Origin of the sequence: Pseudomonas sp. KNUC1026 (assembly GCF_021650705.1) — a bacterium.
Taxonomy (GTDB): domain Bacteria; phylum Pseudomonadota; class Gammaproteobacteria; order Pseudomonadales; family Pseudomonadaceae; genus Aquipseudomonas.
In genome coordinates this window covers 2,867,475-2,881,709 of sequence record NZ_CP087138.1, presented here as the reverse complement: position 1 = coordinate 2,881,709, position 14,235 = coordinate 2,867,475, and the positions used below count along the sequence as shown (strand labels likewise).

10 protein-coding genes, 1 tRNA gene and 8 pseudogenes are annotated in these 14,235 nt (G+C 63.8%); 14 read left to right on the top strand and 5 right to left on the bottom strand.

The window, feature by feature from the left end:
• Window positions 1-20 precede the first annotated feature (20 nt).
• Window positions 21-891: pseudogene (locus LN139_RS13400) on the top strand (DMT family transporter).
• A 121-nt stretch (window positions 892-1,012) separates the two neighbouring features.
• On the opposite strand, the gene LN139_RS13395 reads toward LN139_RS13400, so the two are convergent.
• The gene (locus tag LN139_RS13395) at window positions 1,013-2,446 is read right to left on the bottom strand and encodes a M48 family metalloprotease (protein ID WP_236354201.1); all 1,434 of its coding nucleotides are present in this window, start codon (window positions 2,444-2,446) and stop codon (window positions 1,013-1,015) included.
• Window positions 2,447-2,589: 143 nt separating this feature from the next.
• Between LN139_RS13395 and LN139_RS13390 the strand changes: the two genes are divergently transcribed.
• Window positions 2,590-2,829: a sulfurtransferase TusA family protein gene (locus tag LN139_RS13390; protein WP_236354198.1), complete on the top strand. Its 240-nt coding sequence runs from the start codon at window positions 2,590-2,592 to the stop codon at window positions 2,827-2,829.
• Window positions 2,830-2,853: 24 nt separating this feature from the next.
• Window positions 2,854-3,925 (top strand): annotated as a pseudogene (locus LN139_RS13385) (AI-2E family transporter).
• A gap of 41 nt (window positions 3,926-3,966) precedes the next feature.
• On the opposite strand, the pseudogene LN139_RS13380 reads toward LN139_RS13385, so the two are convergent.
• Both LN139_RS13380 and LN139_RS13375 read right to left on the bottom strand, forming a co-directional pair.
• Window positions 3,967-4,430: pseudogene (locus LN139_RS13380) on the bottom strand (peroxiredoxin).
• Between the two features lie 10 nt (window positions 4,431-4,440).
• Window positions 4,441-5,001, bottom strand: coding sequence for a glycine cleavage system protein R (locus tag LN139_RS13375; protein ID WP_236354196.1), 561 nt, complete (start codon window positions 4,999-5,001; stop codon window positions 4,441-4,443).
• A 207-nt stretch (window positions 5,002-5,208) separates the two neighbouring features.
• Here LN139_RS13375 and dapA point away from each other — a divergent pair.
• The 5 genes and pseudogenes from dapA (at window position 5,209) to LN139_RS13350 (ending at window position 9,012) form a co-directional block, all read left to right on the top strand.
• Window positions 5,209-6,088, top strand: a pseudogene (gene dapA, locus LN139_RS13370) (4-hydroxy-tetrahydrodipicolinate synthase).
• 17 nt (window positions 6,089-6,105) lie between these two features.
• A pseudogene (bamC, locus tag LN139_RS13365) lies at window positions 6,106-7,225 on the top strand (outer membrane protein assembly factor BamC).
• Window positions 7,226-7,985 (top strand): annotated as a pseudogene (locus LN139_RS13360) (MBL fold metallo-hydrolase).
• Between the two features lie 27 nt (window positions 7,986-8,012).
• Window positions 8,013-8,724 (top strand): annotated as a pseudogene (gene purC, locus LN139_RS13355) (phosphoribosylaminoimidazolesuccinocarboxamide synthase).
• A gap of 197 nt (window positions 8,725-8,921) precedes the next feature.
• Window positions 8,922-9,012 (top strand) — tRNA-Ser (locus tag LN139_RS13350).
• Between the two features lie 107 nt (window positions 9,013-9,119).
• Here the strand turns inward: LN139_RS13350 and LN139_RS13345 are convergent.
• Both LN139_RS13345 and LN139_RS13340 read right to left on the bottom strand, forming a co-directional pair.
• A complete protein-coding gene (locus tag LN139_RS13345) occupies window positions 9,120-9,914 on the bottom strand; it encodes a putative hydro-lyase (protein WP_236354195.1) in 795 nt (264 codons plus the stop codon).
• Window positions 9,915-10,106: 192 nt separating this feature from the next.
• Window positions 10,107-10,628 carry an alpha-hydroxy-acid oxidizing protein gene (locus LN139_RS13340; protein WP_236360395.1) on the bottom strand — a complete coding sequence of 174 codons (522 nt, stop codon included), beginning with the start codon at window positions 10,626-10,628 and terminating at the stop codon, window positions 10,107-10,109.
• Between the two features lie 20 nt (window positions 10,629-10,648).
• Here LN139_RS13340 and LN139_RS13335 point away from each other — a divergent pair, with 20 nt between their 5' ends.
• The 6 genes and pseudogenes from LN139_RS13335 to LN139_RS24890 all read left to right on the top strand — a co-directional run bounded on the left by LN139_RS13335 (window position 10,649) and on the right by LN139_RS24890 (window position 14,216).
• Window positions 10,649-11,068: a TetR/AcrR family transcriptional regulator gene (locus LN139_RS13335; protein ID WP_236354194.1), complete on the top strand. Its 420-nt coding sequence runs from the start codon at window positions 10,649-10,651 to the stop codon at window positions 11,066-11,068.
• A gap of 29 nt (window positions 11,069-11,097) precedes the next feature.
• Window positions 11,098-11,223, top strand: a complete 126-nt coding sequence (locus LN139_RS24900; RefSeq protein WP_268944747.1) for a hypothetical protein — start codon at window positions 11,098-11,100, stop codon at window positions 11,221-11,223.
• A gap of 72 nt (window positions 11,224-11,295) precedes the next feature.
• On the top strand, window positions 11,296-11,493 hold the full coding sequence (locus LN139_RS13330; RefSeq protein ID WP_236354193.1) for a hypothetical protein: 198 nt from the start codon (window positions 11,296-11,298) through the stop codon (window positions 11,491-11,493).
• 398 nt (window positions 11,494-11,891) lie between these two features.
• Window positions 11,892-12,812 (top strand): SMP-30/gluconolactonase/LRE family protein, encoded by a 921-nt coding sequence (locus LN139_RS13325; RefSeq protein ID WP_236354192.1) that lies wholly within the window; start codon window positions 11,892-11,894, stop codon window positions 12,810-12,812.
• A 125-nt stretch (window positions 12,813-12,937) separates the two neighbouring features.
• Window positions 12,938-13,471, top strand: a pseudogene (locus tag LN139_RS24895) (MFS transporter); the annotation flags it as partial.
• A 52-nt stretch (window positions 13,472-13,523) separates the two neighbouring features.
• Complete coding sequence (locus LN139_RS24890) at window positions 13,524-14,216, top strand: MFS transporter (protein ID WP_329610947.1); 693 nt, start codon at window positions 13,524-13,526, stop codon at window positions 14,214-14,216.
• The last annotated feature ends 19 nt before the right edge of the window (window positions 14,217-14,235 follow it).

The following is a 14,235-nucleotide window of genomic DNA, read 5'->3' as shown; positions in this document are numbered from 1 at the left end:
CTCTGAATGCGAGGGCCACCATGCCGTACCTGCTGCTTGTCACGCTGATCCAGGCGTTTTCCTTCAACTTGATCGGGGTTTACCTGGCCGGCCATGTCGACAGTTACTTCGCGGTGCTGGCGCGGGTGCTGCTGGCGGGGCTGGTGTTCCTGCCGCTGACCCATTGGCGGCAGGTGCCCGCGCGGCTGCGCCGGGGCATGCTGGCGATCGGTGCGTTGCAGTTTGGCGTGACGTACGTGTGCCTCTATCTGAGCTTTCGCGTGTTGACGGTGCCGGAGGTGCTGCTGTTCACCATCCTCACGCCGTTGCACGTGACGCTGATCGAGGATGCGCTCAACCGCCGTTTCAATGGCTGGGCGCTGCTGGCTGCGCTGGTGGCGGTGGCCGGGGCGGCGGTGATCCGCTTCGACCGCCTGGATGGGAATTTCCTCGGGGGCTTCTTGATTGCTGCAAGTGGCCAACTTCACCTATGCGGCCGGGCAGGTGCTGTACAAGCACCTGATGGCGCGCGAAGCGATCGAAGGGCCGCAGTATCGGCACTTCGGCTATTTCTTCGCCGGGGCACTGTTGGTGGCCTTGCCGGCTTATCTGGCATTCGGCAATTTCAGCCGCCTGCCCGACACGCCATTGCAGTGGGGCGTGCTGGTGTTTCTGGGATGGGTGGCCACGGCGTTGGGGATGTACGCATGGAACCGCGGCGCTTGCCTGGTGAGTGGGGCGACGCTTGCGGTGATGAACAACCTGCATGTGCCGGTGGGGCTGGTGCTGAACCTGTTGATCTGGAACCACAGCGAGCCGCTGGGGCGGCTGGCGCTGGGGGCGGCGGTGATTGCGGGGTCGGTGTGGATCAGCCGGCGGGCTTCGCGCGCGCAAGACCGGCGCGAGGGCTGAGCCGTGCGGGTAGGAGCTGCGGCTTTGCCGCGCGACGTACAAGGCTTGAATGCTGCCCGATTCTCGTGGCCGGCAGGTCCGCGCGTCGCGCGGCGCAGCCGCTCTCCTACAGGTGCAAAGGTCAGCGCATCATGTCCTTGGCCATCCGTGCCTGGTCGCGGATTTCCTTCTCGCGCGCATCGATCCGCGAGGCCAGCGGGAAGTTGTCTGCAGCGCGGCGCTTGGCGAATTCGAGTTGCTGCTCGGCGCCTTTGTAGTCGCCGGTCAGGGCCAGGTACTCGGCCCGGGCCTGGTAAGAGCCCACGATATTGCCGTTCAACCCGCGGGCATCGGCAACCAGGCTCCACACATCCGGGTCGTGCGGGCGGCTGTCGAGCAGTTGGTTGAGGCCTTTTTCCGCCTCGGCGTTGCGGTTCTGCTTGAGCAGCAGGTTGATGCGCATCTGGTTCAACGGGTAACTGTCGGGGTACTGCGCCAGCATCGTCTCGACCCGCTTCTGTGCGTCGGGGATGCGGTTGTTGGTGATGTCCAGGTCCATCTCGGCCAGGTTCAGGGTGAGGTCGTTGGGGTTGGCCGCCAGCAGCGGGCGCAGGGTATCGCGCGCTTCGTTGAGTTGCCCGGCCTTGGTGAGCGAGAGTGCCAGGCCATAGCGGGCGCCGTTGTCGTTGGGGTTCTCGTCCAGCCGCGCACGAAAGCGCTTGGTGGCCATGCCGGGGGAGTCTTCGTAGATCAGCTGCGCGCGGGCGCGCATGTACTGGTATACCTGGCTGTCTTCCTTGCCACCGGGCTTGGATTGCTCGGCGCGGTTGCGGGTGTCGGCGATGCGTGACTCGGTGACCGGGTGAGTGAGCAGAAATTCAGGCGGGCGGCCGCCGTATTGGTACTGCTTGGCCAAGCGCTCGAACATGTTCGGCATGTTGCGTGGGTCGTAGCCGGCACGCTGGAGGGTGAGGATACCGGCACGGTCGGCTTCGGCCTCGTTCTGCCGCGAGAACCCTAGCTGGTTCTGGATCGCCGCCGCCTGGGTGCCGAAGATCGTCGCCATGCCGGCTTCACCGGCGCCGGCCGCTGCCATCACCACACCTGCGAGCAGGCCGGCCATCAGCGGGATCTGCATGTGCTGCTGGGCCTCGACGCCTCGGGCGAAGTGGCGCTGCGACAAGTGGCCCAATTCGTGCGCCAGCACGGCGGCGTACTGGCCTTCGGTTTCAGCGCCCAGGAACAGGCCGCCATTCACGCCGATGATCCCGCCGGGTGCGGCGAAGGCGTTCAGCTCCTTGCTGTCGACCAGGATGAATTCCAGGCGCCGGTCCTGCACTTCGCTGCTTTCAGCCAGCCGGTACACGCTGTTCTCGACGTAGTCCTTGAGTTGCGGGTCAGACAGTTGCCCCACCTGGCCCCGCAGCACGCTCAGCCAGGCGCGGCCCAGGTCGTGCTCCTGTTGCGGCGAAACGATTGCCGAGGTCGAATCGCCCAATGAGGGCAGGTCGTCGGCGTGAGTGGGCATGGCCAGCAGGCAGGCGAGCGTCAGCAGAGCAGGGCGCAGGAAGGTCATCCGTGGGGCTCGGGCAGCGAAAAGCAGACTGTAAGGGGCGTGGGTGCCCGCCTGCAAGCATGGCCGCCCTGGCCTGCGGCTCGCTTGCGGCGCGAGTGCGCAAGCCTGTAACGTCCGGGCTTTGCTATCGGTCAGAATTTCCCATGAATGATGTAACCCGATGTGACGCGGAGCTGGATGCCAGCGGTCTGAATTGTCCATTGCCTTTACTTAAAGCCAAGCTTGCCCTCAACGGGCTGGCCAGCGGCGAGGTGCTCAAGGTGACCGCCACCGACGCCGGCTCGCAGCGTGACTTTCGTGCCTTCGCCCAATTGGCCGGCCACGCGCTGCTGCACGAAACGGTCGAAGGCGAACGCTTCATCTATTGGCTCAGGAAGGCCTGACCGCACGCGCTAACGGAACCTGCGATGTTCAAACTGCTGCAAGACTGGACCCAGCGTTATTTCTCTGACGAAGAAGCCGTGGCACTGGTGGTGCTGCTGGTGCTGGCCTTCACCGTGGTGCTCACGGTGGGTGGCATGCTCGCGCCGGTGCTGGCCGGCATGGTGCTGTCGTTTCTGATGCACGGCCTGGTGGCGCGCCTGGAACGCCTCAAGGTGCCGTCAGCGCTGGCGGTGGCGCTGGTGTTCGGCCTGTTCATGGTGGGCGTGGTGCTGTTCGTGGTGGTGCTGGTGCCGCTGCTGTGGCACCAGTTCATCACACTGGTCAACGAGATGCCCGGCATGCTGGGCAAGGGCCAGTCGCTGCTGTTGCTGTTGCCGGAGCGCTACCCGCACCTGGTCACCGACGAGCAAGTGCTGGCGGCCATCGAAACCGCCCGTGGCGAGGTCGGCAAGTTCGGCCAGTGGGCGCTCACGGTGTCGCTGTCGAGCCTGCGTCTGCTGGTGAACGCGATGATCTACTGCGTGCTGGTGCCGATCCTGGTGTTCTTCTTCCTCAAGGACCGCGAGATGATCGGCCGTTGGGTACGTGGCTATCTGCCGCGCCAGCGCGACCTGCTCACCCGCGTGGCGCAGGAAATGAACAGGCAGATCGCCAATTACATCCGCGGCAAGGTGATCGAGATCTTCATCTGCGGCGTGGCCACCTACATCGGCTTTCTGGTGATGGGCCTGAACTACGCAGCCTTGCTGGCGCTGCTGGTGGGTGTGTCGGTGGTGGTGCCTTACGTCGGCACCGTGCTGGTGACCGTGCCGGTGGCGATCATCGGCCTGTTCCAATGGGGCTGGAGCGACCAGTTCATCTACCTGATGGTGGTTTACGGGGTGATCCAGGCGCTGGATGGCAACGTGCTGGTGCCGCTGCTGTTCGCCGAGGCGGTGAACCTGCATCCGGTCGCTATCATTTGCGCCGTGCTGCTGTTCGGCGGGCTGTGGGGCTTCTGGGGTATTCTTCGCCATCCCGCTGGCGACGCTGGTGAAGGCGGTGCTGGATGCCTGGCCGAAGAATGACGAGCCCCCGGTGGCGCCGCTCGTCTAGCGCTCGAGGGGAGCCTTGTGGCTCCCCTTCGCATAACGTGCTTACAGCGCCTGGGTGGCGGCGAGCACTTCGTCGACATGCCCCGGCACCTTCACCCGCGCCATTCACGGCGCAGCACGCCGTCGGCGTCTATCAGGAAGGTGCTGCGGTCTACGCCCAGGTATTCCTTGCCGTAGAGCTTCTTGAGCTTGATCACGTCGAACAGCTGGCAGAGCGCCTCGTCCTTGTCGCTGATCAGCTCGAAGGTAAAGCCCTGCTTGGCCTTGAAGTTCTCGTGGCTCTTGATCCCGTCACGGGAAACGCCGAACACCTCGGCGCCGGCGGCCTTGAACGCCTCCAGCGCGTCACGAAAGCCCTGGCCTTCGGTGGTGCAGCCGGGTGTGCTGTCCTTGGGGTAGAAATACAGCACCACCTTGCGGCCCTTGAGGGCGGAAAGCGAAACCGCCTCGCCGCCAGTGGCCTGGGCGCTGAATTCGGGAACGGGTTGGTCGACGGCTACGGCCATGCGGGTGTCCTCAGGCTGGGTTCTGTGGGCGCCAGGGTTCGATCAGCGCGTCCAGGTTCAAGGCGTCGGCGAAATCCAGGAAGTGGTCGCGCAGCCAACTGATCTGCACGCCCGCCGGCAGGGTGACGGTGAAGGTGGCGTTGAGCATCATGCCGCCGGTCTGGGGCGCTTCCCAGGTGTCGAGCGTTAGGTTTTCCAGGTCGACGTTGTGGTCGGTGAAGAACTGGCACAGCTCGCTGACGATGTCGGGGCGGTAGACGGAGCTGACGTAGGCCACGTAGGGCAACGCCAGCGGGCGCGGCTCCAGGTTGGCGCTGCGCACCACGTTGATGGTCAGCTCATGGCGCTTGGCCAGGGCAGGCACGCCGGCCTCCAGGCGGGCCAGGGCGTCCCAGTTGCCGCCCACCTGCAGCACCAGTGCGCTGAACTCGCCATGGCGGGTGAGCCGCGAGGTGATCACCGCGCAGCGGTTTTCATGGGCGGCGCGGCTGAGCACGCTGGTCAGCTCCATGGGGTTGCGGCCAAGGGCGGTGATGACGAGGAACTGTTCGCGAACGGGTGGGGTGGACATGCAGCCTTCCTAAAGCGATGAGCGGCCGGAGGGTTTGGCCCTGGCGCCGAGGGCGGCGCAACGGCCTGCGGGCAGTACCGGCCCGGCCAAAGAAGGAAGGGTACCGAAATTCCCCGGCACAGGGAATGCTCGCCGTACTGGCGGTCGCTTGTGAAAGGCCCGGCGCGCCAGTACCATTACCCGACTTTTTCTGGCAGGAGCGGTTGCATGTACACGGGCAGCATGGTGGCGTTGGTCACTCCAATGAACGCGAAAGGCGATCTGGATTGGGCCAGCCTCGAGAAGCTGGTCGACTTCCACCTCGAAAACGGCACCGACGCCATCGTCGCGGTCGGCACCACCGGGTGAGTCGGCTACCCTCGACGTGAACGAGCACATCGATGTCATCAAGCGTGTCGTGCAGCAGGTCAACAAACGTATCCCCGTGATCGCCGGCACCGGCGCGAACTCCACCCGTGAAGCGGTCGAGCTCACTCAGAATGCCAGGTCCGCCGGCGCCGACGCCTGCCTGCTGGTGACTCCGTACTACAACCGGCCCACCCAGGAGGGCCTGTACCAGCACTTCAAGCACATCGCCGAAGCCGTCGCCATCCCGCAGATCCTCTACAACGTACCGGGCCGCACCGCCTGCGACATGCTCGCCGACACCGTCGCCCGGCTGTCGAAGGTGCCGAACATCATCGGCATCAAGGAAGCGACCGGCGACATGGCCCGTGCCCAGCAGATCCTCGACCGCACCGACGGCGATTTCCTGCTGTTCTCTGGCGACGACATCACGGCCGTCGAGCTGATCCTGCTCGGTGGCAAGGGCAATATCTCGGTCACCGCCAACGTGGCCCCGCGCCAGGTGGCAGACCTCTGCGCCGCCGCGCTGGCCGGCGATGCTGCCAAAGCACGCGCCATCAACGAACACCTGATGCCGCTGCACAAGAACCTGTTCATCGAAGCCAACCCGATTCCGGTGAAGTTCGCGATGAATCAACTGGGCCTGATGCCCGAAGGTATTCGTCTGCCGCTCACCTGGTTGAGCGATGCCTGTCAAGAACCGCTGCGGCAGGCCATGCGCCAGTCCGGCGTTTTGGTCTGATCGAGGAAGTACACCGCATGAAGCGTTTGGCAGGTCTCTCCGCCCTGGCGGTCATCATTTCCAGCACCAGTGGCTGCGGTTGGGTGTGGGGCGAGCACGGTTATTTCCGTGACCGCGGCAACGATTACCTGGATGCGCGGCAGACCGCGCCGATGGAAGTCCCCGCCGACATCCAGGCCACCAAGCGCCTGGACCCGTTGCTGCCGATTCCGCGCAACGTCGCCGACAGCACCGCCGACAAGAGCTTCGAGGTGCCGCGCCCGCAGCGCCTGGAGGCCGTCGCCGACACCACCACCTACACCCTGCAGCGCAGCGCCGGCTCCAGCTGGATCCTGGCGCAAACACCGCCGGCGCAAGCCTGGCCGGTGGCGCATCAGTTCTTCGAGAACAACGGTTTCCGCATCGTCGACGACCGCGTCGCCACGGGTGAATTCTCCACCGCCTGGCAGCCGCTGGATCAACTGTCCGGTTCGCTGGCCGAGCGCCTGAAGGGCTCGGCGCAGAATCCGTCCGACGAAGTGCGCGTGCATGTGCGCATCGAGCCGGGTGTGGCCCGTAACAGCAGCGAAATCTACATCGCCAGCGTCGAACGCCCGGCCGGCAGCAGCGCCGACGTCGAATTCCCGTCGCGCCCTGCCGCAGGCGGCATGGACGCAGCACTGGTCGACCAGATGCTGGCCAGCCTCACCCGCGATGCAGAGAAGGGCGGTTCGGCTTCCCTGGTGGCCGCGCGCGACGACGACGCCCCAAGCCGCGTGAAGCCTGAGCGAAGACGGCAGCGGCAACCCGGTGCTCACCGTCGGCGCCGACCTGGACCGCGCCTGGAGCAGCGTCGGCCGCGCTCTGGACCACGGCCAATGGCGCGTCGAGGACATCAACCGCAGCCTGGGCCTTTACTACATCAACCTGGCCGAGAAGCCGGGCAACCCTGAAGACAACAAGCCAGGCTTCTTCGGCCGCATGTTCGGCCATACGCCGAGCAAGGAAGAGCTCGAAGCCCGCGCCGAGCGTTATCAGGTGCGCCTGAGCAAGGTGGGCGACAGCGTCGAGGTCACGGTGGAGAAGAACATCAACACCGTCGCCCCGGCTGATGTCGCGCGCCGCGTGCTGAGCGTCATTCAGGATAACCTGGGCTAAGTGCGCTTCGCTGTTCGAGGAAGCGGGAGCCAGGGAAATGGCACGCTGGTCGCCCAGGGCAACACGTTGGTCCTGGTCGACTGCGGCTTTTCGCTGAAGGAAACCGAACGCCGCCTGGCGCTGCTGGGCGTGCATGCCCGGCAACTGAGCGCGGTGCCTCTCACCCACGAACATGCCGACCACGTGCATGGCGTGGCGTTGCTGGCCAAGCGCTACGGCGTGCCGGTCTACCTCAGCGAAGGCACTGCCAGCGGCTTGCGCAAGCCGGTGCTCGCTACGCGCCATGTGCGCTGTGGCGACCGCTTCGACATCGGCGAGCTGCAGGTGAGTGTGGTGGGCGTTGCTCATCGACGCCCGTGAGCCCACCCAGTACGTGTTCAGCAACGGCCAGCGCCGCTTCGGCCTGCTGACCGATCTCGGCTCCTACTGCGGCCGGGTGCTCAACCATTACGAAGGCCTAGACGCTTTGGTGATCGAAGCCAACCACTGTCGCGACCTGCTGGCGGCCGGGCCTTATCCCTGGTTCCTCAAGCAGCGTGTGGGCGGCGACAGGGGCCATTTGAACAACCACCAGGCCGCCAGCCTGGTGGCCGAGCTCGGTTGGCAAGGCCTGCAACACCTGGTGCTGGCCCACCTGAGCAGCAAGAACAACCAGCCCCAGTTGGCACTGGACCGGTTCACCAGCACCCTGGGGTGCGACCCGGCCTGGCCACAGGTGGCTGACCAAGCTTTTGGGCTAGACTGGCGCGAGATCGCCTGAGCCCCCACATCCTTGAGCGGAGCCATCATGGAAAAACGCGAAGAACTCTACCGCGGCAAGGCCAAGTCGGTTTACAAGACCGACGACGCCGACCGCCTGATCCTGCTGTTTCGCAACGACACTTCGGCGTTTGACGGCAAGCGCATCGAACAGCTCGACCGCAAGGGCATGGTGAACAACAAGTTCAACGCCTTCATCATGCAAAAGCTTGAAGAAGCCGGCGTGCCCACCCAGTTCGACCGCCTGCTGGGCGACAACGAAGCACTGGTGAAAAAGCTCGAGATGATCCCGGTCGAGTGCGTGGTGCGCAACTACGCCGCCGGCAGCCTGGTCAAGCGCCTTGGCGTGGAGGAGGGCCTGCAGCTCTCGCCGTCCACCTTCGAGCTGTTCCTGAAGGACGATGCCAAGGGTGACCCCTTCATCAATGAATCCCACGTCATCGCCTTCGGCTGGGCCAGCGCTGAAAACCTCGCGACCATGAAAGCCCTGTCGCTGAAGGTCAACGAAGTGCTCGAGCAAGCTGTTCGACGACGCCGGCCTGCTGCTGGTGGACTTCAAGCTCGAATTCGGCCTGTTCCACGGCCAGATCGTGCTGGGCGACGAATTCAGCCCCGACGGCTGCCGCCTGTGGGACAAGGAAACCCGCAAGAAGATGGACAAGGACCGCTTCCGCCAGGGCCTGGGTGATGTGATCGAGGCCTACGAAGAAGTCGCTGCACGCCTGGGCGTGCCGCTGTAAGGCCTAGCCCCGCGTCCCGTGGTCGGGGCGCGCTGCGCTGCACGACGTGTGGTCTCCAAAACCCCGCCGTGCAGCTGCAACAAGGTTCCCAGGCAAGCGTCTAAAGCCAGGCCACACGCAACCGCCTGATCCCTTTCAGGTTTTTTTGAAAAAAGGGTTTGGCGGTTGGGCAATGTGCTGGTATGATGCGCGCCATTGGAGAGATGCCGGAGTGGCTCGAACGGGACGGATTCGAAATCCGTTGTACTGGCAACAGTACCTAGGGTTCAAATCCCTATCTCTCCGCCATATATCGGAAGGCCCCGCAGATTATGATCTGCGGGGCTTTTTCGTTTTCGTTGCAATCAACGTCTGTACGGTTAGGGCAGTAGACAACCTCAGACAGAGTGCTCTAACTACACCCGATAGACACTGTCCCCCACATCGGTAACAAACATATGCCCCGGCGCATGCGAAATGGCGAACGGCACACCAGAGGCCATCACCACCGCCTGCGGCGTCACCCCGCACGCCCAGAACACCGGGATCTCTCCTGGCTTTATGCTCACCGTATCCCCGAAATCCGGGCGCGAGATGTCCTCAATGCCCAGCAACCCCGGCTCACCCACATGCACCGGTGCGCCGTGCACGCCTGGGTAACGTGCGGTGATCTTCGCCGCATCCGCCACACGGTCGGCAGCGATGGGGCGCATCGAGACGACCATATTGCCGCGCAGCCGCCCAGCGGGCCGGCAGGCGCGGTTCGTACGGTACATTGGCACATTGCAACCCTGGCTGATGTGGCGAACATCAATGCCGGCGCTCACCAAATCGGCCTCAAAGCTGAAACTGCAGCCAATCAGGAAGCTCACCAGGTCGCTGTGCTCGGCCCAATGCTCGCTGGCATCGCTGACTTCCTCCGCCAATTCCCCATTACGCCAGATACGGTAACGCGGCAGGTCGGTGCGCAGGTCGGCGTTCTCCGCCAACACGGTGCGGTAGCTTCCGGGTTCTGTGACGTCCAATACCGGGCAAGCCTGGGCGTTGCGCTGGGCGAACAGCAGGAAATCGTACGCCCAGTCTTTGGGCAGTGAAATCAGGTTGGCCTGGGTCAGGCCGGGCGCGATGCCTGCGGTGGGTGCTACCAGGCCTTCGCGGTAACGGCTGCGTGCATCTACAGCGGCTTGTCGGGCAAGCTCGATCGAGTTCAAGTCAAACCTCCTGATTCAGGTGGGGGCGGCCCGGCAAAGCGGGGTCGAGTTTATGCCGGTATCAGAGCTGCCCGGAGCAGGGCAATAAAGATGCCATTTTCAGAAAATCACCTTCTATTAGTAGGCTTATCAAGAATTTATTGTTGAACAATTGATTTTTGCTTGCGCAGGCAGATGCACTGTTTTGTTACTTTAACCCCCACCTGCACCACGCTGTGGCGCACGCCTTGTTCGAGACGGATTTCGATCCTTCACCAGCCATTCTCGCGTTTTCGCCAGCGGTGCATTCACGACCAGCAGCGCCAGGATCTTCTCGGACACGCCCGGCACTGAGGCTTGAAACCAGGCATTCGGGTTGGCTTGAACGATGGTTTCCATGCGAATCAACGACGAGCCACTCATGATCGTCGGGATGTTCGCTTCTGCCGCAGCCTGGGCCTGGATCAGATCGCCCTGGTACGCAGAGAGGGCGCTGATCCCCATGGCCGCGATGCCGAAGGACGCCCCGTAGGTGTGGCCGCCGGCCTGCCGTTGGTCGAGTTGTTGCTGGAGCACGGCCTGCAGCCCTCGCGTGGGGCAGCCAGGCGCCTGGCCGAAGGCGGAGGTGTTCGCCTGTGCGGCCAAACATGGCAGGATGTCGACGCCGCGCTGCCCGCCGGCGAGCGCTGGGCCTTGAGCCTGGATAAAAAACGCCACTTCGTCATCGAAGCGCACACGCGCCAAGGAAACGTGCCATGAAACCCCTGAGCCCCTCGGCAGACCGCGTCTGTTGTATCGCGGTGGAACATTTCGCCGACCGCGGCTACGACGCCTCTTCGTTGAACGACATCGCCGAGCAGGCGGGCATGCGCAAGGCCTCGCTCTACGCGCACTTCGCCAACAAGGATGCGTTGTACCTGGCAGCGCTCGGCAAGGCGGCCGATGCCGAAACCACCTTTGCGCAGGCGCATTTCTCGGCTGCCGAACCCGATGCGGACCAGCGCTGGTTCGAGGGGCTGCGGGCTCGTTACCACGGTTCGGTGAACCTGCGCTTTCTGCTGCGCGCTGCGTTCTACCCTCCGGCGGCCCTGCGCGAGCCGATTGGCGAGGTGTTCGAGGGCTATCTCGATTACCTGAAGAGGGCGCCCAGTGCGCCCAGTCGCAGCGCGAGGTAAAGGCGCCGCAACTGCTCGTCGAAGGTTGGGTGGCCCTGCTCGACAGCCTGCATGTGGAGCTGATCTACGGTAACGACGAGGTCTATGGCAAGCGCTTGCATGCGCTGCAGTGGATACTGAGCGCTGCGGAAAATCAAACTCCTTCCGGTCGGTAGGTTGGTTAACGTTCGGCTAATCCCGGGGTTGGAAGATGCTCGCCGTTAGCTCATCCAAACCAGAGATCAATCATGAAAGCCCTTCGTAACTGCCTGCTGTCTGCCCTTGTTGTTCTGCCCCTCAGCGCCTTTGCCCAGGATGGTTCCGACCACGTGGCTCGCTGGCATGAAAGCTTCGCCCGCCAGGTTGCCAAGCCGGCGCCTGATGCCCAGCAAACCGCCAGTGCCGGCCAGCCTGCGACTCAGGCGCCTGCCAAATCCGGTAGTTGATGGTCGCTAGCGCAACGGCCTTTTCTTTCCAGCGATCTGCTGATGCCGCTGCATGGCCTTAAGGCATGCAGCGGATATCCAGCCACTGGACTTATCCTCGCAGCCCGCGATCAAATCTCTTCTCCCATGAGCAACCGCCCCTGCCGGGCACTCGTCTGCTCACCTCGAAGCAACCAAGCCCTTCTGCGATCTTGCCTGCTGCCTCGGTGCCGCGCATACGTTGAATCGCCACCATGTAATGCTTATTAATGAAATATGGTTTTGTAATTGTTATGGCTATACGGTTTAAACCACCTGTAAGCCCTTATTTTTTGTTAAAACCGTTCATTTTTGCTATGGCATTTCAATTGTGCTAGCTTTCGACAAAACAACAACGCGCCCTCTCAAGGAGCCATTCCATGAGCTTTTTCGCAGCGCCGCCCACTGTCGAGGCCACTGTTTTCACCCGCTTGCCCGATGAATTTCGCAAGCCCAGCCGCAACGCGTGGGGCGACGCCAACCGCCAGGGGCGGCCCATCGATTCGTTTCTCGAAGGCCCGTCGTTCGACCGGCAAGGGCGCCTGTACGTCACCGACATCCCCTATGGGCGCATCTTCCGGATCTCGCCCGGCGGGCAATGGGAGCTGGTGTGCCAATACGACGGCTGGCCCAACGGCCTGAAGATCCACCAGGACGGCCGCATCTTCATCACCGACTACAAGCGCGGCATCGTGCTGCTCGACCCTGAAACCGGGCGCACCGAGCCGTACCTGGAATCGGCCGGCTCCGAAGGTTTCAAGGGCGTCAATGACCTGGTGTTCGCGCCCAACGGCGACATGTACTTCACCGACCAGGGCCAGACCGGCCAGCAGGACGCCACCGGCCGGGTGTACAAGCTCAGCGCCGAGGGCCAGCTCACCTGCCTGATCAACACCGTGCCCAGCCCCAACGGCATCGTCTACGACCCACACCTGAACCACCTGCTGATCGCCGTCACCCGTGCGCAGCAGATCTGGCGCATCCCGCTGGGCAACAGCTCGATCATCAGCAAGGTGGGGGTGTTCTCGCAGCTGCACGGCGGCCTCGGTGGCCCGGACGGCCTGGCGCTGGACAGCCAAAGCAACCTGTACATCGCCCACACCGGCTTCGGGTCGGTGTGGTGCCTGTCGAAAGTGGGTGAGCCGCTGCTGCGCATCACGTCGTGCCGTGGCATCAGCAACACCAACCTGGCCTTCGGCGGTGCCGACGGGCAAACCCTGTACATCGTCGAGTCGGAGACCGGCACGATCATGCAGGCGCGCGGGCTGGCGCCGGGGCTGCCGATGTACTCGACAGCTTAAGCCCGGCCACGGTGCCGGCCTCTCGATAACAATCACAAGACAGAGCTTGCCATGACCCAACCCAACCTTGCGGCCACCGCGCCGCTGACCGATGAAGAAGGTGAAAACTGCTGCGCCGCGTGCTGATGCGCATCGTGCCGTTCATCTTCATCTGCTACGTCATCAGCTACCTGGACCGCACCAACGTAGGCTTCGCCGCCATCGGCATGAACCAGGACCTGGGCCTGACCGCCACGATGTTCGGCTGGGCGGCGGGCCTGTTCTTCTTCGGCTATTTCATTTTCGAGATCCCCAGCAACCTGTTGATGCAGCGTTTCGGCGCGCGGGTGTGGATCGCGCGGATCATGATCACCTGGGGCCTGGTGTCGATGGCCACGGCGTTCGTGACCGGGCCGGTGAGCTTCAGCATTGCGCGGTTCATGCTTGGGCTGGCCGAAGCTGGCTTCACCCCGGGGGTTTACCTGTATTTCACCTACTGGTTCCCTGGCAAGTGGCGCGCCAAGGCCACCGCTGCGTTCCTGCTGGGCATTCCGGTGGCCAACATGCTGGGCTCGCCGCTGTCGGGCTGGTTGCTGGACGTGCACGGGGTGATGGGGCTCAAGAGCTGGCAGTTGTTGCTGATCATCGAAGCGATTCCGGCGGTGCTGCTGGGGATCGCCTGCCTGTTCGTGCTGGTCGATTCGCCGGCCAAGGCACGCTGGTTATCCGAGCGTGAAAGACTGGCTCGCCGAGCGGGTGGCGCGCGAGCAGCAGAGCATCAGCGCGTCCCACGGCAATACCCTGCGCAGCGCCTTGACCAACCCCAAGGTGTTCACCCTGGCGGCGATCAACTTCTGCTGCATCGTCGGCTCGGTCGGCATCGGCCTGTGGATGCCGCAGATCATCAAGAGCATGGGCTGGGCCAACAGCACCGTGGGCCTGGTGGCGGCACCGCCTTACCTGTTCGGCGCCGTGGCGATGACGGTCTGGGCACGGCTGGCCAACCGCAGCCAGCACCGTTTGCCCTATGTGGTCGGCGCGCTCACCCTCGCAGCCCTCGCGCTGGTGGCCAGTGCGTTGTTGAGTGACCCGGTACTGAAGATCACTGCATTGGGCCTGGCGGTCGCCAGCATCCTCGCGTTCCAGGCAACCTTCTGGGCCATCCCGTCGACCTTCCTGACCGGCCGCGCTGCCGCCGGCGGCCTGGCCCTGATCGTGTCGATCGGCAACCTGGGCGGTTTTGCCGGGCCGTTCCTGATCGGGTTGATCAAGGACATGACCCAGAGCTTTACCGGCCCGTTCTTCTGCGTGGCGGCGATTCTGGCGGTGGGCACAGCGTTGATGCTGTGGCTGGGTGACCCTTCCAGGCAACCGAAAGGCGGCACTGTGCACACTACCGCCGCGCCCGCGCCGGGCAAAAGCTGATCGAGTGTGCGATGAGGTC

Coding starts and splice junctions, on each gene's coding strand:
- LN139_RS13395 (WP_236354201.1), bottom strand. CDS start 2,446: ATGACCTTCCTGCGCCCTGCTCTGCTGACGCTCGCCTGCCTGCTGGCC.
- LN139_RS13390 (WP_236354198.1), top strand. CDS start 2,590: ATGAATGATGTAACCCGATGTGACGCGGAGCTGGATGCCAGCGGTCTG.
- LN139_RS13375 (WP_236354196.1), bottom strand. CDS start 5,001: ATGTCCACCCCACCCGTTCGCGAACAGTTCCTCGTCATCACCGCCCTT.
- LN139_RS13335 (WP_236354194.1), top strand. CDS start 10,649: ATGAAACCCCTGAGCCCCTCGGCAGACCGCGTCTGTTGTATCGCGGTG.
- LN139_RS13330 (WP_236354193.1), top strand. CDS start 11,296: ATGAAAGCCCTTCGTAACTGCCTGCTGTCTGCCCTTGTTGTTCTGCCC.
- LN139_RS13325 (WP_236354192.1), top strand. CDS start 11,892: ATGAGCTTTTTCGCAGCGCCGCCCACTGTCGAGGCCACTGTTTTCACC.